This is a genomic window from Mycobacterium sp. (genome assembly GCF_046330795.1).
Lineage (GTDB): Bacteria > Actinomycetota > Actinomycetes > Mycobacteriales > Mycobacteriaceae > Mycobacterium.
Window position 1 is genome coordinate 109,389 of the sequence record NZ_JAXLSA010000004.1, and the last position, 18,467, is coordinate 127,855.

The window sequence follows — 18,467 nt, forward strand, 5'->3', positions numbered from 1 at the left end:
GCACACCCCATGGCCGTCATCGACCCCGAACGCACCTGGCAACCGCTGGAACGCCTGCTGGCCGACACCACTGACGCGCGGCGCCGGGCCGTCCTGAGCGTGGTGATCGAACATATGAAGGCCGAGGCCGAACCCGATATGGACCGGCTGATGGCCACCCTGGGCCCGGCACCGGATTACCACTTCTGGATCGACGGTCAGAACGCCGGACCGAACGGCACCGACGGGGTGCGCGCCTACTACACGGCGTTCGTCGAGAGCGGGGCGAATGTGCTCGAGTTCGAGATAGATCGGCTGGTCCTCGACGATGATTGTCTGGTGACCGAGGGCTGGCTGAAGGTGCTCTATCCGGGCGCCGCCGCGGCCGGTATCGGCATCCCGGTGCCCGATCCGGCCGGCGATTACCTGGTGGTGTTCCGTCAGCTGATCCTCTGGCCGGTCGACGCCGATGGTCTGATCCAGGGCGAGGACGCCTACCACAGCGGACCGGTGAGCGTGACAGCGCTCTCGCACGCCGATCTGCCCGACAAGTACCTCGCCATGACGGAAGGCCGTCCGCGCACCCATGCCTGACGACATCGCCACGCTGCTGCTGGATCGCCTGGGCGATCAGCATCCCGGTCTGCGCACGCGGACCCGGGACTGGACCTGGGACCAGGTGGTCCGTGAATCGGCCGCCCGGGGTGCCTTGGCAATTGACTTGCGCCGCAAACACTTTCCGGACAAGCCACCGCACATCGGGGTACTGCTGGACAACGTCGAGGATTTCGTCTTCTGGCTCGGTGGTGCGGCGCTGGCCGGGGCCGTGATCGTCGGGATCAACCCGACCCGGGGACCGGCCGATATGGCCGCCGACATCCGGCACGCCGACTGCCAGTTGATCGTCACCGACGCCGCGCGGCTGGACCTCGCGCTCGCCCTCGACCACGGATTGGACCCCGCGGCCATCCTGTGCATCGACGATCCGGCGTACGCGGCCGCGCTCGATCGGCACCGGGAGCAGCCCGCAGCGGCTCCCGGGGTCGGGCCCCGGGAGCTGTTGTTGCTGCTGTTCACCTCGGGCACCACGGGGACCTCCAAAGCAGTCCGGTGCACCCAGGGCCGGCTGGCGCGGATCGCCCACACCGCGGCGGGGAAGTTCGGCCACGTCCGCGACGACGTCGAATACTGTTGTATGCCACTGTTTCACGGCAACGCGATCATGGCGTTGTGGGCCCCGGCCCTGTCGGTGGGCGCCACAGTGTGCCTGACACCATCGTTCTCGGCGTCGGGTTTCCTGCCCGACGTGCGCTACTTCGGTGCCACGTTCTTCACCTATGTCGGCAAGGCCCTGGGCTACCTGCTGGCCACTCCTGCCGCCGCCGACGACGCCGACAACACCCTGCAACGCGGATTCGGCACCGAGGCCTCCCCGGAGGATCAGTCCGAGTTCCGGCGCCGCTTCGGCGCGGTGCTTCATGAGGGGTACGGCTCCAGCGAGGGCGGCGCCGTCGCCCTCCCCGACCCGGCCGCCCCCGCGGGCGCGCTGGGGCGGCCGGCACACGACGGCGTCGTGATCGTCGATCCGGAGACGATGCAACCCTGTGCCGCAGCGGTTCTGGACCCCCACGGCCGGGTCCTCAACGCAGATGCCGCGGTGGGCGAGATCGTCGATCAGCGCGGCGTCCGCGATTTCGAGGGCTACTACCGCAACGACAGCGCCGACGCCGATCGCGTGCGGAACGGCTGGTACTGGACCGGGGATCTGGGTTACCTCGACGAGGCCGGGTTCCTCTACTTCGCCGGCCGCCGCGGTGACTGGATCCGGGTGGACGGCGAGAACGTGTCCGCACTCGGCATCGAACGGGTGCTGCGCCGGCACCCCGAGGTGATTGCCGCCGGCGTGTATGGCGTGCCCGACCCACGCTCGGGGGATCAGGTGATGGCCGCGATCGAGGTCGCCGATCCGCAGCGCTTCGACACCGTACAGTTCGCCGGCTACCTCACGGGCCAGGAAGATCTGGGCGCCAAGGGAATACCGCGACTGTTGCGGGTATCCGACGGACTGCCGGTCACCGGATCCAACAAGGTGCTCAAGCGGGATCTGCAGGCGCAGCGCTGGCACACCGCCGAGCCGGTGTATCGGTGGATGGGCCGGGGGCGCCCCGACTACCGCTGCATGACCGATGACGACAAACGTGCACTCGACGCCGAGTTCACCCGATACGGAAGGCAGCGCCTTGGCTGACTGGGATGAAGAATGCGATGTCCTGGTAGCGGGCTCCGGCGCCGGTGGCGTGACCGGCGCCTACACCGCCGCCAGAGAAGGTCTGGACGTCCTGCTGGTCGAGGCCAGCGAGATGTTCGGCGGAACCACCGCCTATTCCGGCGGCGGTGGAATGTGGTTCCCCGCCAATCCTTTTCTGCTGCGTGCCGGAACCGACGACACCGTGGCGGACGCACTCGAGTACTACACCGCCGTCGTCGGTGACCGGACCCCGCGCGAACTGCAGGAGACCTATGTGCGCGGCGGCGCACCCCTGGTCGAATACCTCGAGGCGGACGAGAACATCAAGTTCATGCCGATGCCATGGCCGGACTACTTCGGCAGCGCCCCGAAGGCACGCACCGACGGGATGCGGCACATGGCGGCCAAACCCCTGAAGGTCGCCGCCGCACCCGATCTCACCGAATTGATCCGGGGGCCGCTGGATTCCGACCGGCTGGGCGCCCCCCGGCCCGGCGACTACTACGTCGGCGGCCGGGCACTGATCGCCCGCTTCCTGCTGGCCGCCCGGCAGTATCCGAACTTCACCACCCGGCTGAACACCGCGCTGGTGGACCTGGTGGTCGAGGACGGCCGCGTCGTGGGCGCCGTGCTCGAGACAAACGGCACCACCCGCACGGTCGGGACCCGTCGCGGAGTCCTGCTGGCTGCGGGTGGATTCGAGCAGAACGACGAGCTGCGGGCCCGGTTCGGCGTGCCGGGATCATCGCGGGACACGATGGGGCCGTGGGGAAATCAGGGCCGCGCACATATGGCGGGCATCGCCGCGGGCGCCGACACCGATCTGATGGACCAGGCCTGGTGGTCGCCGGGGCTGACCCATCCCGACGGGCGTTCGGCGTTCGCGCTGTGGTTCACCGGCGGCATCTTCGTCAACGCCGAGGGTCGGCGGTTCACCAACGAGTCGGCCGCCTACGACCGCCTGGGCCGCGCCGTGCTCGACGCGATGGCCGACGGTTCGGTCACGCTGCCGTACTGGATGGTCTACGACTCCGGCGGCGACGGCGCCGACCCCAGAGTGCCACCCGTCAAGGCGACCAACGTGTCGATGGTCGAACCGGAGAAGTACGTCGAGGCCGGGCTGTGGCGCACCGCGGACACGCTCGAGGAATTGGCCACGCTGATCGGGGTGCCGCCGCAGAACCTGGTGGACACCGTCGCCAGGTTCAACGATTTCGCCGAGCGCGGGGTGGACGAGGACTTCGGCCGTGGCGACGAGGCGTACGACCGCGCGTTCTCCGGCGGAGCATCGCCGCTGTACCCCATCGTGACGGCCCCGTTCCACGCCGCCGCGTTCGGGGTGTCCGACCTGGGCACCAAGGGCGGACTGCGCACCGACTCGGCCGCCCGCGTGCTGGACAAGGCCGGCAACGCGATTCCGGGCCTGTACGCGGCCGGCAACACCATGGCCGCGCCCAGCGGCTACGCCTACCCGGGCGGCGGGAACCCGATCGGCACATCGATGGTGTTCTCCCACTTGGCTGTCAAGAACATGCTCGAGCGTTAGCGTTGAGTGATGAGTCCTGACGGCACCATCCGCGAGATCGACACCGGCACCCCCACCACCCGGTTCGCCCGCGGCTGGCACTGCCTGGGTCTGGCCGAGCAGTTCCGCGACGGTCAGCCGCACGGCATCGAGGCGTTCGGCACGAAGCTGGTGGTGTTCACCGACTCGTCCGGCGCACTGCGGGTGCTGGACGGCTACTGCCGGCACATGGGTGGCGATCTGTCCCGGGGCACCATCAAGGGCGACGAGATCGCCTGTCCGTTCCACGACTGGCGCTGGGGCGGCGACGGCAGGTGCAAGCTGGTGCCCTACGCCAAACGCACCCCCCGGCTGGCCCGCACCCGTGCCTGGCACACCACCCAGGTCAACGGTCAGCTGCTGGTGTGGCACGACCCCGAAGGCTCCACGCCGGCACCGGAACTCACCCCGCCCACCGTCGACGGCTTCGACGACGGTGTCTGGTCGCCGTGGCAGTGGAGCTCGATCCTCATCGAGGGCTCCAACTGCCGTGAGATCGTGGACAACAACGTCGACATGGCACATTTCTTCTACATCCACCACGCCTACCCGACGTACTTCAAGAACGTCATCGAGGGCCACACCGCCAGCCAGTTCATGGAGTCCAAACCCCGGCCCGACTACACCGCCGATCCCGACAAGCTCTGGGATGGTACTTACTTGCGTTCGGAGGCAACATATTTCGGGCCCGCCTACATGATCAACTGGTTGCACAACGACCTCGGCCCGGGCTTCACCGTCGAGGTGGCGCTGATCAACTGCCACTATCCGGTGACGCACAACTCGTTCATGCTGCAGTGGGGTGTGGCGGTCCGGTCGATGCCAGGACTGCCGGCCGACAAGGCGGAAAAGCTTGCCGCGGCAATGAACCGGACGTTCGGCGAGGGATTCCTCGAGGACGTCGAGATCTGGCGGAACAAGACCCGCATCGACAATCCGCTGCTGACCGAGGAGGACGGCCCGGTCTACCAACACCGGCGGTGGTACCAGCAGTTCTATGTCGATGCCGCCGACGTGAGCCCGGACATGACCGAACGGTTCGAGCAGGAGGTGGACACCTCGCACGCCAACGAACTCTGGCGGCAGGAGGTCGCCGAGAACATGGCGCGGGGTTAGATTCCTCCGACCTCGAAATTGTGCAGCGCGCGCAGCTTGTTCATCACGTCCAGCGCGGCCACTTTGTACGCCTCGGAGAACGTCGGATAGTTGAACACCGCATCGACCAGGTACTCGACGGTGCCGCCGCACCCCATCACGGCCTGCCCTATGTGGACCATCTCGGTGGCGTTGGTACCGAAGATGTGCACACCGAGCAGACGCAGGTCGTCGGTCGACACCAGTAGCTTGAGCATGCCGTAGGAATCCCCGGCGATCTGGCCGCGGGCCAGCTCCCGGTAGCGGGATACGCCGACCTCGTAGGGCACTGCGTCGCGGGTCAGTTCGCTCTCCGTCGCTCCGACGTACGAGATCTCGGGGATCGAGTAGATGCCGATCGGCTGGAGGTCCATCATGCCCTTGGTCGGTTCGCCGAACGCGTGATAGGCGGCCAGCCGGCCCTGCTCCATCGACGTCGCCGCCAGTGCCGGGAATCCGATGAGGTCGCCGACGGCGTAGATGTGTTCGACCGGGGTGGCGAAGTTCGCGTCGACGGCGATCCGGCCCCGGTCGTCGGCGACCAGGCCGGCGGCGGCCAGTCCCAGTCCCTCGGTCTGACCCTGCCGCCCGGCCGAGTACATCACGGTCTCGGCCGGGATCCGCTTGCCGCTGACCAGACTGGTGACGGTGCCGGACGCACCGACGTCGACGGCGGTGACCTCCTCGCCGAACCGGAACGTCACCGCCAGGTCGCGCAGGTGGAAGCGCAACGCCTCGATGATCTCGGGGTCGCAGAACTCCAGCATGGTGTCGCGCTTCTCCACCACGGTCACCTTGGTGCCGAGTGCGGCGAACATCGAGGCGTACTCGATCCCGATCACACCGGCGCCCACCACCACCATCGATGCCGGCAGCGATTTGAGTTCGAGGATGCCGTCGGAATCGAGCACGCGGTCGTCGTCGAACGCCACGCCGTTGGGCCGGGCCGGCACGGTGCCGGTGGCCAGCACGATGTGGCGGCCGCGCACCGAGATCGTCTCCGCCCGATTGGGGTCCTCCACCACCACGGTGTGCTCGTCGACGAAGCGGCCGTGCCCGGTGAACATCTCGACGCGGTTGCGCATCAGCTGCGAGCGCACCACCTCGATCTCCTTGCCGATCACGTGCTGGGTGCGGGCCAGCAGGTCGGCGGGAGTGATCTTGTCCTTGACCCGGTAACTGGCGCCGTACAGCTCGCGCTGGCTCATGCCGGTCAGGTAGACGACGGCCTCGCGCAGCGTCTTCGACGGGATGGTGCCGGTGTTGACGCACACGCCGCCGAGCATCCGGCCGCGCTCGATCACGGCGACCGATCTGCCCAGTTTGGCGGCCGCGATGGCCGCCCGTTGGCCCCCGGGTCCTGAGCCGATCACGACCAGGTCGTACTCCTGCATCGAGTCCACGTGTAGAGGTCTACGCCCCCGCGGGGCATCTCGCACGCCGAAAGCCGGATGGGCTCATCCCACCAGGGACGGCACCACGGCCTCGATCAGATACGGTCCAGGCTCGGCGAAGGCGTCGACGAGCGCGGCGGCCAGCTCCTCGGCCGTGACTGCCCGCCGCGCCGGCACCCCCATCCCCTCGGCGATCTTCACGAAATCGATTGTGGGACGGCCCAGGTCGAGCAGATCGAGCGCCTTCGGCCCGGGTGATTCGGCATTCTCGGCGCCCACCCGCTGCAACTCGATCCGCAGGATGTCGTAGGCACCGTTGTTGAAGATCACGGTCGTCACGTCCAGGTTCTCGCGGGCCTGGGTCCACAGGGCGGAGAGCGTGTACATCGCCGAACCGTCGGCCTGCAGGCTCAGCACCGGTCGATCGGGGGCGGCCAGCGCCGCACCGACCGCGGCCGGCAGGCCGTAGCCGATCGCACCGCCGGTCAGGGTCAGCACGTCGTGCGCGGGGCAACCGGCGGTGGCCGCCGACAGCATGACCCCGGCGGTGTTGGATTCGTCGACCACGATGGCCGACTCCGGCAGCAGCGCGGCGATCACCGCACCCGCCGACACCGCATTCAGCGGGCCGGACGGTTGCTCGGGACGCGCCAGGGCGGCGACCGGCGCGCGCGTCCCCGGCGCCAATTCATCGGCCAGCTGCGCCAGAGCCATTGCGGCGCCGCGATATCCGGCGACCGGGTGCACCGCGCAACCCTCGGGCACCAGGTCGCTGGGCTTGCCCGGATAGGCGAAGAACGACACCGGCGATGTCGCGCCCGCCAGGATCAGATGCTGCGCGCCGGCCAGCTGACCGGCGGCTCCCTCGGCGAAGTAGGCCAGGCGTTCCACCGCGGGCACCCCGGCGCCGCGTTCGAGGCGGGCGGGGAACGTCTCGCACAGCACGCGCGCCCCGGTGGCCTCGGCGATCCGCACGGCCGCCGACAGTCCCGGGCCGCGGGTGGCGTCGCCGCCGATCAGGATCACGGTCGGCTCGCCCGATCGCAGGGTCTTGGCCGCCGCACGCAGCCCGTCGCCGTCGGTGGCCGGCGGTGGCGGCGGATCGGCCACGACCAGCTGCTGGTCACTGTCGGACCACGACACATCGGCGGGCAGGATCAGCGTCGAGATCACCCCGGTGCCCGCGGCGGTGATGGCGTCAGCGGTGTCGGCCCCGACGTCCTGCGGCCGTGCGCTGCGACGCACCCACCCCGACACCGTCCCGGCCAGGGCGTCGATATCGGACTCCAGCGGGGCGTCGTACTTCTTGTGATACGTGGCGTGGTCGCCGACCACCACCACCATCGGGGTGTGGGCGCGACGCGCGTTGTGCAGGTTCGCCAGCCCGTTGCCCAGACCCGGACCCAGATGCAGCAGCACCGCGGCGGGTTTGTCGGCGATCCGGGCGTACCCATCGGCGGCGCCGGTTGCTACTCCTTCGAACAGGGTCAGCACGCCGCGCATCTGCGGCACGCTGTCCAGCCCGGCGACGAAGTGCATCTCCGAGGTGCCGGGGTTGGCGAAGCAGACGTCGACGCCGTTGGCGACCAATGTCGAGAGCAGCGAGTGGGCACCGTTCATATGCCCACCTTGTCACCTCGTCCCCACCGGCCGGTGACGACTTCCGCCAATCCGTAGCGGCGATGACGCTCTTCCTGTAATGATCGTTACGATAAGGTTCTCGCGGAGGGCCACCGAGAGTCACCGAGGGAGTCGACGCCGATGCCGGAGCAGCCGACCGCACGTCGCCGGCGGGCCAACGGTGAACAGTCGCGGACCCGAATACTCGATGCCGCCGCCGAGATCGCCGGCGAACGTGGCTACGAGGGCACGTCGATCTCATTGGTGAGCAGCCGGTGTGGGCTGCCGGCCAGTTCGATCTACTGGCATTTCAAGGACAAGGACGATCTGATCGCCGCGGTGATCGAACGCAGCTTCAACCGATGGCTGACCGCCTGGGAGATGCCGCCGGGGGACGACGACCGGGTCCGGTTCGCCACCTTGGCCAGCAATGTCGCCAAGGCCATGCTCGACTCCCCCGAATTCATCCGGCTTGGTTTGATGCTGTCGCTCGAACGGCGGCCCGTCGAGCCCCGGGCGCGGGCGATGTACCTCGAGACGCGAGCACGCGCCGCACGCGAGATCGCCTCGACCATCCGCGGTTTCGCGCCGAAGCTCGACGAGTCGGCGGTGCGTCTGCTGACCAGCCATGCCTTCGCCGGCGCCGATGGCCTGTTCATCGCCCAGCAGATCGAGGGTGATGCGATCGATCTGCCCGCCATGTTCGGCCTGCATGCCCAGATGCTCTACGACGCCGCCATGCGACTCTCCCCGGAAGGAACCGATCCATGACCTCACGACGCCGATTTCTTGCGATGGCCGGCGCAGGTGCCGCGGCCACGACGGCCCTGGCGGCCTGCGGGCCGGGCAAGAACGCGTCGCACCCGGCCGCGGGACCGTCGCTGACCATGCCGCCGGCACCGCCGGCGTCATCGCGACCCAACATCGTGTTCGTATTCACCGACCAGGAGCGCTATTTCGACGCTTGGCCGGCCGGGATATCACTGCCGGGCCATGAGCGGCTGGCGACGTCGGGCGTGAGCTTCGGCCAGCACTACTGCGCGGCAACCATGTGCACCAGTTCGCGGGCGGTGATGTTGACCGGGCTGCAGACACCCGACAACGGCATGTTCGAGAACGCCGACATGCCCTACGTGAAGGCCATGAGCACCTCGGTGCCCACCATCGGCCACCTGCTTCGAAGAGCCGGCTACTACACCGCCTACAAGGGCAAGTGGCACCTGGACGCGGAGTTCAACAGGGAGCCCGTGACGCACGTACTGACAGAGCGGATGGACGCCTACGGCTTCTCCGATTTCGGCTTCCCGGTGGACTCACTGGCGCACGACCTGGGCGGCTATACCACTGACGCGGTGATCGGCGGCACCGCGCAGTCCTGGCTGCGCGACACCGGCAGGCCGATGGCCGACGAGCGCAAACCATGGGCGTTGTTCGTCAGCCTGATCAACCCGCACGACATCATGTACTTCAACACCGACGAACCCGGCGAGCACGTCCAGGACACCGGCAAGCTGCTGATGCAGGCCGCGCGAGCCCCGGAACAGGCCGTCTACCAACAGAAGTGGAACACTTCCCTGCCGGCGAACCTCGCCCAGCCGATGACCGAACCCGGACGGCCCGCCGCGCACGGCGAGTTCGACAAGGCCTGGGGTTACGTATTGGGCAACATTCCGCCCGAACCAGCGCGGTGGCAACGATTCACCGATTTCTACCTCAACAGCATCCGCACCGTCGACCAGCAGCTCACGATGCTGCTCACCGAGTTGGACAATCTTGCCTTGACCGACAACACCATTGTGGTGTTCACCTCGGATCACGGTGAGATGGCCGGCGCACACGGCCTGCGCGGCAAGGGCCCGTTCGCCTACCAGGAGTCGATCCACCTGCCGATGTACGTGATGCATCCGGACGTGCGGGGCGGACAGCACCTGAACGCACTGACCAGCCACATCGACCTGGTGCCGAGCCTGCTGTCGATGGCCGGTGTCGCGCCGACCACGGCCGCCGAGTATGCGGGACGGGCCTTGCCCGGCAAGGACTTCAGCGGCGCACTCTCCGACCCGGGAAAGGCGGACCTGCACGCGGTGCGCGACAGCGTGCTGTTCACCTACAGCGGGTTGGCCACCAACGACAGTGCCGCGGTGAAGATGTTCGCCGAGGCCAAGGCCGCGGGCAAGAACCCGCAACAGCTGATGCAGGCCAGCGGCTTTCGGCCGGATCTGGACAAGCGTGGAAGTCTGCGCACGATGTTCGACGGCCGGTACAAGTTCTCCCGGTACTTCGCCCCGGATCAACGCAACGCACCGACCGACCTCGACGAGCTCTACCGGTTCAACGATGTTGAGCTCTACGACCTGCGATCCGACCCCAACGAGATGACGAATCTGGCTGCGAACAAAGGGGATAACGCCGAACTGGTGCTCGGCCGGAGCTCGGAGATGGAGGCCCGGATCAAGGCGGAGATCGGTGTCGACGACGGCCGGGAGATGCCGAAGTTCGGCGACATCGACTGGCAGATCGACCGGATGGACCTCTGACTTCGGGTCCGCGGCGCAGCGCGGTTCAGCTCTCCCGGATGCCGTCCAGCCGTTCGGTGGCAGCCTCGAAGCCGGCGACCAGTTCGGCGATGATGTCGGCCACGGGGCGGATCTCGTTCATCCTGCCGACGATCTGGCCGACGGGCATCGCGATCGCCGACGGATCGTGCGATTCGCTCATCCGCTGATGCGCCTCGCTGACCAGGATGTTCTGTAGCGGCATCGGTAGGGGTTCGGGTGCGCCCTCGGCGTCCCAGGCCTCGGTCCAGCGGCTCTTGAGCAGCCGTGCGGGCTTGCCGGTGTAGATCCGGCGGCGCACAGTGTCGGCCGACGTGGCGGCCAGCAGCGCATCCTGCATGACCGACGTGCCGCCCTCGCTACGCACGCCCAGGTCGTACTCGGCGGCGGTCAGGAACGCCGACCCCATCCAAACCCCTTGTGCGCCAAGGGCCAGTGCGGCGGCCACCTGCCGGCCGGTGCCGATTCCGCCCGCCGCCAGCACCGGGGTGTCCCCTGCGGCATCGACGATCTCGGGCCACAGCACCATCGAGCCGATCTCACCGGTATGCCCCCCGGCCTCGTGGCCCTGCGCGACGATGATGTCCACACCGTTCTCGATGTGTCGCTGCGCGTGCTTGGCGCTGCCCGCCAGCGCCGCCACCGGAACACCGGCCGCGTGCACCTGGTCGATGACGTCCTTCGGCGGTGAGCCGAGCGCATTGGCGATCAGCTTGATCGGGTGCCGCAGTGCGACATCCACATGCGAGCGGGCGACCGAGTGCAGCCAGCCCAGCACGCCCTCGTTGCGGTCCTCGTCCGCGGGCAGCGGCGGCACGCCGAGGTCGGCCAGCGTCTTGGCGACGAAGTCGCGGTGGGTCTGCGGGATCAGCTTGTTGATGTCGACGGCGCTGCCCTCGGTGGGCACCTTCGCCGGCATCACGACGTCCACGCCGTACGGCTTGCCGTCGGTGTTGGCGTCCATCCACTGCAGCACGTTCTCGAGGTCGTCGGCGTCGTTGAACCGCACGCAGCCCAGCACGCCGAGTCCGCCGGCCCGCGTGACGGCCGCGGCCACCTTCTCCGACGGGGTGAAGACAAAGATCGGGTAGTCGATGCCGAACCGCTCGCAGATCTCGGTCCTCACGCCTTGGCTCCCGCGTGCTTGGCGTGCACCTCGTCGGCCGGGCGGATCTCGGTCTGTTCCTTGGCCCACCGGTAGTCGGGTTTGCCCGCCGGCGAGCGCTTCACCTCGTCGACCAACCAGAGGCTGCGCGGCACCTTGTAGCCGGCGATCTCGGTGCGCACGAACGAATCCAGTTCGGCCAGTGTCGGTTTGGTACCCTCACGCGCCTGCACCACGGCGGCGACGTGCTGGCCGAACCGCTCGTCGGGCACGCCGACCACCAGCGCGTCGAACACGTCGGGATGTCCCTTGAGCGCGGCCTCGACCTCTTCGGGGTAGATCTTCTCGCCGCCGGAGTTGATCGACACCGAGCCGCGGCCCAGCATCGTCACGCTGCCGTCGGCCTCGACCTCGGCGTAGTCGCCGGGGATCGCGTAACGCACGCCCTTGATGGTCTGGAAGGTCTCGGCCGTCTTCTTCTCGTCCTTGTAGTAGCCGACCGGGATGTGGCCACGCTTGGCGATGATGCCCCGCACCCCGGAACCGGGTACCACCTCGTTGCCGTCGTCGTCGAGGACCACGGTGTTCTTGTCGATCGATACCCGCGGGCCGCCGGTGTGCGACTGGCCCTTGGCGACCACACTCGTTCCGCCGAAACCGGTTTCGGAGGAGCCGATGGAGTCGGTGATGATCCGGTCGGGCAGCAGCTCGAGGAACTTCTCCTTGAGACTGGTGGAGAACAGCGCCGCGGTGCTGGCGAGCAGGAACAGCGAGCCCAGGTCGTAGGTGTTCCCGGCGTCCTGGTGGGCCAGCAGCGCGTCCAGCAGCGGCCGGGCCATCGCGTCACCGGTGAAGAACAGCAGGTTGACCTTGTGGTCATGGATCAGCCGCCAAACCTGATCGGCGTCGAATTCCGGTGTCAGCACCACGGTTTCGCCCGCGAACAACGCCATCCAGGTGGCCGACTGGGTGGCGCCGTGGATCATCGGTGGGATCGGCAGGCGCACCATCGGGCTGGTGTTCGCGATCGCCCGCTCGGCGTGCGTGTGCTCACTCTCGATGGGCTCGCCGGTGGCGAAATCGGTGCCACCGAACAGCACCCGGTAGATGTCCTCATGACGCCACATCACGCCCTTGGGGAAGCCGGTGGTCCCGCCGGTGTAGAGGAGGTAGATGTCGTCCTGGCTGCGCGGACCGAAGTCGCGCACGGGTGAACCCTCTGCGAGTGCGGCCTCGAACTCGACGCCGCCGTAACTGCTGAAGTCCTTGTCGGATCCGTCCTCGACCACCAGGACGGTCTTGACCTCCGGGGTTTCGGGCAGCACGTTGGCGACCCGGTCGGAGTACTGCCGCTCATGGATCAGCGCCACCATGTCGGAGTTCTCGAACAGGTACTTCAGCTCGCCCTCGACATACCGGAAATTGACGTTGACCAGGATGGCGCCGGCCTTGACGATGCCGAGCATCCCGATCACGATCTCGATGCGGTTGCGGCAGTACAGACCGACCTTGTCGTCCTTCTTGACGCCATGGTCGATGAGGTAGTGCGCGAGCCGGTTGGCCTTCTCCTCGAGTTGGCCGTAGGTCAGCGTTTCGCCGCCGCAGATCAGGGCGACACGGTCCGGCACGGCGTCGATGGTGTGTTCGGCGAGATCGGCGATGTTCAGAGCCACGGAAACAAACTAGAACGTGTTCCATTTCAGTTCAAGTGCGAAGCTGAACGCCCAGTTCGGGTCCATCGCCTACCGAGCTAACGGTGCTCAGTGCCGAACGTGAAACGGCTGCGAATTCCCGCCCGATTTCTCGCACAGGTTTCACGCTCGCTCGGTGAAGTGCCCTCGGCCCCGCGAATCGTCACACTGTCGGCCAGAGATGACTGCACCTTTTCTCGGCGCCGAGGCCGTCGCCGCCGGCCGGCTGACACCGTATGCGCTGCGCAGCCGATATACCGCGATCTACCCGGGCGTACACATTGCCCGCAACAGTCCGGTGACAGCGGCTCTCCGGGCCGAAGCGGCCTGGCTGTGGTCCCGGCGTCGGGGCATCGTCGCCGGCCGCTCCGCCGCGGTGCTGCACGGTGCGAAGTGGGTCGAAGGTGGCCGGCCCGCAGAACTGATCCACCACAACCGCCATCCGCCGCGGGGGATATGGACCTGGTGCGACGCCATCGCGGACGACGAAGTGCAGACCATCAGCGGCATCCCGGTCACGTCTGCGGCACGGACGGCGGTGGACATCGGGTGCCGTCGCACCCCGCTGCGGCAAGCGGTCGCCGAGATGGACGCCCTGCTGCGGGCCACTGGGCTGGACCGCGGCGAGATTGAGATCCTGCTCGCCCGCCACCGCGGCCGTCGTGGTGTCCGGAACGCGCACAGAGCGCTCGCCCTGGTCGACGGCGGCGCCGAATCGCCGCGCGAGACGTGGCTGCGACTGCTACTGATCAAGGCCGGACTGCCGCGTCCGCAAACCCAGATCCGGGTGCTCGACGACTACGGGCAGATCGTCGCGCGACTCGATATGGGTTGGCCCGAGCTGAAGATCGGTGTCGAATACGACGGCGACCACCATTGGACCGATCGGCAGCAGCTGGCCCGGGACATCCGGCGCACCGAATTGCTGCGCGAGATGGGCTGGGAAGTCATTCGGGTGACCGCCGAGGACGGCGACGCGAGCATCCTCGGCCGGGTCGAGGCGGCATTCGCGCACCGAACGTGAAACGTGTGCGAATTATCCGGCCGGATTTCGCAGAGGTTTCACGCTCGGCGCCGTTCTCGGTCCAGGACGCGGGCACCCGGGGTGAACACCACCGGCATGGCCTCCAGCCCGGAGACGAAGTTCGCCGGGCGCAGCGGCAGCCGGGATTCGTCGGCCAGCCGCAGATCCGGGATCCGGGCGAGCAGCTTGGTCAGCATGATCTTCAGCTCGAGGCGGGCCAGCTGGTTGCCCATGCAGAAATGGGTGCCGAAACCGAAAGCCAGGTGGCTGTTCGGATTCCGATCGAAGCGGAAGCTGTCCGGATCCTCGAACACCGTCTCGTCGAAGTTGGCGGACTCGAACATCAGCATGACCTTCTCGCCGGCCTTCAGCTCGGTGCCGTGCAGCTCGGTGTCCACGACCGCGGTGCGGCACATGTTCTTCACCGGCGAGGTCCAGCGCAGCATCTCCTCGATGGCGCCGGTCAGCAGCTCCGGGTCGGCCACCACCGCACCCCACTGGTCGCGATGCCGCAGCAACTGCTCGGTCCCGCCGGACAGTGTGTGCCGGGTGGTCTCGTCGCCGCCGATCAGGATCAGCAGGGTCTCCATGACGATCTCGTCATCGGACATCTGCTGGCCCTCGACCTCGGAGTTGACCAGGATCGAGAACAGGTCGTCGCGCGGGTTGGCCCGCCGGTCGGCGATGACACCCATGGTGAAGCCGGTGTAGGCGGCGAAGGTGTCCATCAGCATCTGGATCACCGTCTCGTCGACGTGGGAACTCAGGCCGCACACCATGTCGTCGGACCACTTCAGCAGCATGTCGCGCTCTTCGGGCAGCACGCCGAGCATGTCGCCGATGACCGCCATCGGCAGCGGGGCGGCGATGTCGCGGACGAAGTCGCACTCACCGCGCTCGATCACGTTGTCGATCAGGGTGTCGCAGAGCCGCTCGATCGAGGGCACCTTGTCCATCACGCGCTTACGGGTGAACCCCGCGTTGACGAGCTTGCGGCGCAACAGATGCGCCGGATCGTCCATGTCGATCATGTAGGGCATGCCCGGCTGATCCGGCCGGATGCCGCCGGTGTTGGAGAACACCTCCGGGTTGCGCTCGGCGTCCAGCACCGCCTGGTAGGTGGTGGCCGCGGCCTGGCCGTTGCGATCCCGGAACACCGGCTGGTTGGCGCGCATCCACTTGTAGGCCGCGCGCGCATTGCCGTCGGAGTAGAAGTTGCCGTCCGTCAGGTCGACGTCGGGTTTGGTGGCGGCCAGTGTCTGGGTCATGCGATCTCCTGTGCGTCAGCGAAGGTCATCTCGACGTTGTCGGCCGAGCCGGACATGAAGGGACGTTTGGGCAGCCCGAGGGCGGCCAGCTCACGGGCGTAGGGGTGGTCCCCGAGCCAGATCCGCGCGCCGCCGGGGCGATAGCGCACCCCGGTGAGCCGCGACTCGCCGATGGTCTCGCGGGTGATGCCGCCGGTGTGCGAATACGTCCGGTATTCCTGCTGCGCCGACGTGAACCGGCCCGGGATCGGCAGACCGGGACGGAACTCCATCCCCGCGATCAACCGGCCCTCGTGGCTGACGTCGAACCCGAACTGGCAGCCGTCGCGAATGGTGAAGTCCGCCAACACCTTCGGGTAACCCCAGATGGTACGGCCGGCCTCCAGCGTGAATTCCTGGTCGACGGGCAGGTGGTGGATGAAGGCGCCCGCCGACTGCATGGCCCGGGGTCCGACGTGATTCTCGCCCGGCGGGTTGACCATGACGTTGGTGCCGTACTCGTAGTACTGGCCGAGATCGCTGTCGAGATAGTGCATCAGCATCAGCACCACCACCGCACGGTTGGGCCGCAGCCGAAAAACCCGCAGACCGCTGTAGTCGATCATCTGCTGGGCCGCATCGGCGTCGACAGCGAACATCGCCATGTGTTGCTGCGCCTTGCGCACCCGCACCGGCATCGTCAGCACCGTGCCGGCGATGGTGTGTTGGGACAGCTCCCCTGTGGCGGCCATCACGCCAATCTAGAGTCCGAAGTGAACAGACTGCAAGAAGTGTCTACCGACTGTCGGCCAGCGCAGCAAGATCATCGATCTGCTCGACCGAACGCGCACCGACCACCATCATCGTCACACCCGAGGCCTCCCAGGCCACGATCTGCTCACGCACGTAGTCCAGGTTGCCGACGATCGCCGAATCGTCGACCAGCTCATCGGGAATCACCTTGGCCGCTTCCTCTTTGCGGTCCGTCCGGAAGAGCCGAGTGACGTCGTCGACCACCTCGGAGTAGCCCATCCGCCGGTACACCTCGGCGTGGAAATTCGTGTCCTCCGAACCCATCCCGCCCATGTACAGCGCCAGGTGCGGTTTCATCAGCTCCATGATGGCCGGCCGGTCGTCGGTCACCACCACCTGCGCCGTCGCGCAGATCTCGAAGTCCTCCCGGGACCGCCGCGCGCCCGGCCGGGCGAAGCCCTCGTCGAGCCACTCGTTGTACATCGGGGCGATCCGCGGCGAGTAGAAGATCGGCAGCCAGCCGTCGGCGATCTCGGCGGTCAGCGCGACGTTCTTGGGGCCCTCGGCGCCCAGCATGATCGGGATGTCGGCACGCAGCGGGTGGGTGATCGGCTTGAGCGGCTTGCCCAGGCCCGTCGTGCCCTCGCCCGTGAGCGGCAGCGGGTAATGCGGCCCGGCGCTGGTCACCGGCGCCTGCCGCGCCCAGACCTGCCGGACGACGTCGATGTACTCCCGGGTGCGGGCCAGCGGCTTGGGGAACTTCGCGCCGTACCAACCCTCGACGACCTGCGGACCCGACACACCGAGACCGAGGATATGCCGGCCACCGGAGAGGTGATCCAGTGTCAGCGACGCCATCGCGCAGGCCGTCGGTGTGCGGGCCGACAACTGCACCACCGATGTGCCCAGCCGCATCCGCGTCGTCTCGCGGCCCCACCAGGCCAATGGCGTGAAGGCGTCCGAACCCCAGGCCTCGGCCGTGAACACCGTGTCGAACCCGGCCGCTTCGGCCGCGGCGACGAGTTCGGCATGGTTGGTGGGCGGCTGCGCACCCCAGTATCCGAGCTGAAGGCCCAGTTTCATCAGATTGCCTTTCCCTGTCGATGACGGGTCCTTGCGACCATTGTTAGAACCTGTTCTACTCGATGCCGTGAACGCCAGTCAGAGCACCCCGGCCCTGATCGATCAGCATGAGCCGCCGCTTTCCGCCCCGCTGAAACTCGCATTCGACTACACCCGTTCAGTTGGTCCGGTCCTCGGCCAGTTCTTCACCGCGCTGCGTGACCGGCGCGTGGTGGGCACCCGCGGATCCGACGGCCGGGTGTTCGTTCCGCCCGCTGAGTATGACCCCGTGACCTACGAGGCACTGACCGAGGTGGTCGACGTCGCCAGCGTCGGCACGGTGCAGTCCTGGACGTGGCAGCCCGAGCCGCTGGAGGGCCAGCCGCTGGATCGTCCGTTCGCGTGGGCACTGATCAAGCTCGACGGCGCGGACACCGCGATCCTGCACGCCGTAGATGTTGGAGCCGCGGGGTCCGCTGGGATCAGGACGGGCGACCGGGTGCACGTGCACTGGGCCGACGAGACCGTCGGCGCGATCACCGACATCGCCTACTTCTTGCCGGGCGACCGGGCCGAGGAGGTCCCCGCCCCCGCCGAAGGGCTGGATCCGGTCACGATGCTGGTGGTGCCGTCGTCCATCGAGATCCAGCACACGGCATCGGCGCCGGAGAGCCGGTTCCTGCGCGCGCTCGAGCAGGGCAAGCTGCTGGCCGCGCGCACCGGCGACCACGGCAAGGTCTACTTCCCGCCCAAGGAGGCCGACCCGGCGACCGGGCGGGAACTGGACCAGTTCGTCGAACTCGGCGACACCGGCACCGTCACGACGTTCGCGATCATCAACATCCCGTTCCCCGGGCAGCGCATCAAACCGCCGTATGTCGCGGCCTACATCCTCCTGGACGGCGCAGACATCCCGTTCCTGCATCTGGTCACCGAGATCGACGCGGCCGATGTCCGGATGGGCATGCGGGTGCAGGCAGTGTGGAAGCCCCGCGAGGAGTGGGGCCTGGGGATCGACAACATCGACTACTTCCGGCCCACCGGCGAACCGGACGCCGAGTACGACACCTACAAGCACCACCTCTAGATCC

Annotated in this window: 15 protein-coding genes; 8 read left to right on the forward strand and 7 right to left on the reverse strand. The window is 67.7% G+C overall.

What is annotated here, in order from left to right:
- The first annotated feature begins 9 nt into the window (after positions 1-9).
- Genes U0R18_RS15100 through U0R18_RS15115 form a run of 4 tightly spaced genes read left to right on the forward strand, consistent with a single transcriptional unit; the run spans position 10 to position 4,907 of the window.
- On the forward strand, positions 10-573 hold the full coding sequence (locus U0R18_RS15100) for a nuclear transport factor 2 family protein (RefSeq protein WP_526369769.1): 564 nt from the start codon (positions 10-12) through the stop codon (positions 571-573).
- Positions 566-2,227 (forward strand): steroid-22-oyl-CoA synthetase, encoded by a 1,662-nt coding sequence (gene casI / locus U0R18_RS15105; protein WP_526369771.1) that lies wholly within the window; start codon positions 566-568, stop codon positions 2,225-2,227. Before U0R18_RS15100 ends, casI begins: the two co-directional genes overlap by 8 nt.
- The gene (locus U0R18_RS15110; RefSeq protein WP_526369773.1) at positions 2,166-3,773 is read left to right on the forward strand and encodes an FAD-binding protein; all 1,608 of its coding nucleotides are present in this window, start codon (positions 2,166-2,168) and stop codon (positions 3,771-3,773) included. Before casI ends, U0R18_RS15110 begins: the two co-directional genes overlap by 62 nt.
- 9 nt (positions 3,774-3,782) lie before the next feature.
- Positions 3,783-4,907 (forward strand): 3-ketosteroid-9-alpha-hydroxylase subunit A, encoded by a 1,125-nt coding sequence (locus tag U0R18_RS15115; RefSeq protein WP_526369775.1) that lies wholly within the window; start codon positions 3,783-3,785, stop codon positions 4,905-4,907.
- Here the strand turns inward: U0R18_RS15115 and sthA are convergent.
- Positions 4,904-6,319: a Si-specific NAD(P)(+) transhydrogenase gene (gene sthA, locus U0R18_RS15120; RefSeq protein WP_526370401.1), complete on the reverse strand. Its 1,416-nt coding sequence runs from the start codon at positions 6,317-6,319 to the stop codon at positions 4,904-4,906. The two genes, U0R18_RS15115 and sthA, sit on opposite strands and share 4 nt — an antisense overlap.
- Before the next feature lie 63 nt (positions 6,320-6,382).
- Positions 6,383-7,939 carry an acetolactate synthase large subunit gene (locus U0R18_RS15125; RefSeq protein ID WP_526369777.1) on the reverse strand — a complete coding sequence of 519 codons (1,557 nt, stop codon included), beginning with the start codon at positions 7,937-7,939 and terminating at the stop codon, positions 6,383-6,385.
- 141 nt (positions 7,940-8,080) lie between these two features.
- On the opposite strand from U0R18_RS15125, the gene U0R18_RS15130 reads away from it, so the two are divergent.
- Both U0R18_RS15130 and U0R18_RS15135 read left to right on the forward strand, forming a co-directional pair.
- On the forward strand, positions 8,081-8,710 hold the full coding sequence (locus U0R18_RS15130) for a TetR/AcrR family transcriptional regulator (protein ID WP_526369779.1): 630 nt from the start codon (positions 8,081-8,083) through the stop codon (positions 8,708-8,710).
- Positions 8,707-10,476, forward strand: a complete 1,770-nt coding sequence (locus U0R18_RS15135) for a sulfatase family protein (protein ID WP_526369781.1) — start codon at positions 8,707-8,709, stop codon at positions 10,474-10,476. The genes U0R18_RS15130 and U0R18_RS15135 overlap by 4 nt, the downstream gene beginning before the upstream one ends.
- A 25-nt stretch (positions 10,477-10,501) precedes the next feature.
- Here the strand turns inward: U0R18_RS15135 and U0R18_RS15140 are convergent, their stop codons facing one another.
- The gene (locus U0R18_RS15140; RefSeq protein ID WP_526369783.1) at positions 10,502-11,620 is read right to left on the reverse strand and encodes an NAD(P)H-dependent flavin oxidoreductase; all 1,119 of its coding nucleotides are present in this window, start codon (positions 11,618-11,620) and stop codon (positions 10,502-10,504) included.
- Positions 11,617-13,272, reverse strand: coding sequence for a medium/long-chain-fatty-acid--CoA/3-oxocholest-4-en-26-oate--CoA ligase (fadD19, locus tag U0R18_RS15145; protein WP_526369785.1), 1,656 nt, complete (start codon positions 13,270-13,272; stop codon positions 11,617-11,619). Before fadD19 ends, U0R18_RS15140 begins: the two co-directional genes overlap by 4 nt.
- A gap of 199 nt (positions 13,273-13,471) precedes the next feature.
- Here fadD19 and U0R18_RS15150 point away from each other — a divergent pair, with 199 nt between their 5' ends.
- Positions 13,472-14,314 (forward strand): endonuclease domain-containing protein, encoded by an 843-nt coding sequence (locus tag U0R18_RS15150; protein WP_526369787.1) that lies wholly within the window; start codon positions 13,472-13,474, stop codon positions 14,312-14,314.
- Positions 14,315-14,352: 38 nt separating this feature from the next.
- Here U0R18_RS15150 and U0R18_RS15155 read toward each other — a convergent pair whose 3' ends face one another.
- From U0R18_RS15155 to U0R18_RS15165, 3 genes are read right to left on the reverse strand one after another with little or no spacing between them, the layout of a single operon-like run.
- Complete coding sequence (locus U0R18_RS15155; protein WP_526369789.1) at positions 14,353-15,582, reverse strand: cytochrome P450; 1,230 nt, start codon at positions 15,580-15,582, stop codon at positions 14,353-14,355.
- Positions 15,579-16,313, reverse strand: coding sequence for an acetoacetate decarboxylase family protein (locus tag U0R18_RS15160; RefSeq protein WP_526369791.1), 735 nt, complete (start codon positions 16,311-16,313; stop codon positions 15,579-15,581). Before U0R18_RS15160 ends, U0R18_RS15155 begins: the two co-directional genes overlap by 4 nt.
- A 43-nt stretch (positions 16,314-16,356) precedes the next feature.
- The gene (locus U0R18_RS15165) at positions 16,357-17,397 is read right to left on the reverse strand and encodes an LLM class F420-dependent oxidoreductase (protein ID WP_526369793.1); all 1,041 of its coding nucleotides are present in this window, start codon (positions 17,395-17,397) and stop codon (positions 16,357-16,359) included.
- A gap of 67 nt (positions 17,398-17,464) precedes the next feature.
- Between U0R18_RS15165 and U0R18_RS15170 the strand changes: the two genes are divergently transcribed.
- Positions 17,465-18,463 (forward strand): Zn-ribbon domain-containing OB-fold protein, encoded by a 999-nt coding sequence (locus U0R18_RS15170; RefSeq protein WP_526369795.1) that lies wholly within the window; start codon positions 17,465-17,467, stop codon positions 18,461-18,463.
- Positions 18,464-18,467: the final 4 nt, after the last annotated feature.

Bases quoted from the DNA above. Each gene is read 5' to 3' on its own strand.
- U0R18_RS15110 (WP_526369773.1), top strand. From the start codon at position 2,166: ATGACGACAAACGTGCACTCGACGCCGAGTTCACCCGATACGGAAGGC.
- U0R18_RS15150 (WP_526369787.1), top strand. From the start codon at position 13,472: ATGACTGCACCTTTTCTCGGCGCCGAGGCCGTCGCCGCCGGCCGGCTG.
- U0R18_RS15130 (WP_526369779.1), top strand. From the start codon at position 8,081: ATGCCGGAGCAGCCGACCGCACGTCGCCGGCGGGCCAACGGTGAACAG.
- casI (WP_526369771.1), top strand. From the start codon at position 566: ATGCCTGACGACATCGCCACGCTGCTGCTGGATCGCCTGGGCGATCAG.
- U0R18_RS15165 (WP_526369793.1), bottom strand. From the start codon at position 17,397: ATGAAACTGGGCCTTCAGCTCGGATACTGGGGTGCGCAGCCGCCCACC.
- U0R18_RS15115 (WP_526369775.1), top strand. From the start codon at position 3,783: ATGAGTCCTGACGGCACCATCCGCGAGATCGACACCGGCACCCCCACC.
- sthA (WP_526370401.1), bottom strand. From the start codon at position 6,319: ATGCAGGAGTACGACCTGGTCGTGATCGGCTCAGGACCCGGGGGCCAA.
- U0R18_RS15125 (WP_526369777.1), bottom strand. From the start codon at position 7,939: ATGAACGGTGCCCACTCGCTGCTCTCGACATTGGTCGCCAACGGCGTC.
- U0R18_RS15160 (WP_526369791.1), bottom strand. From the start codon at position 16,313: ATGGCCGCCACAGGGGAGCTGTCCCAACACACCATCGCCGGCACGGTG.
- U0R18_RS15155 (WP_526369789.1), bottom strand. From the start codon at position 15,582: ATGACCCAGACACTGGCCGCCACCAAACCCGACGTCGACCTGACGGAC.
- U0R18_RS15100 (WP_526369769.1), top strand. From the start codon at position 10: ATGGCCGTCATCGACCCCGAACGCACCTGGCAACCGCTGGAACGCCTG.
- U0R18_RS15135 (WP_526369781.1), top strand. From the start codon at position 8,707: ATGACCTCACGACGCCGATTTCTTGCGATGGCCGGCGCAGGTGCCGCG.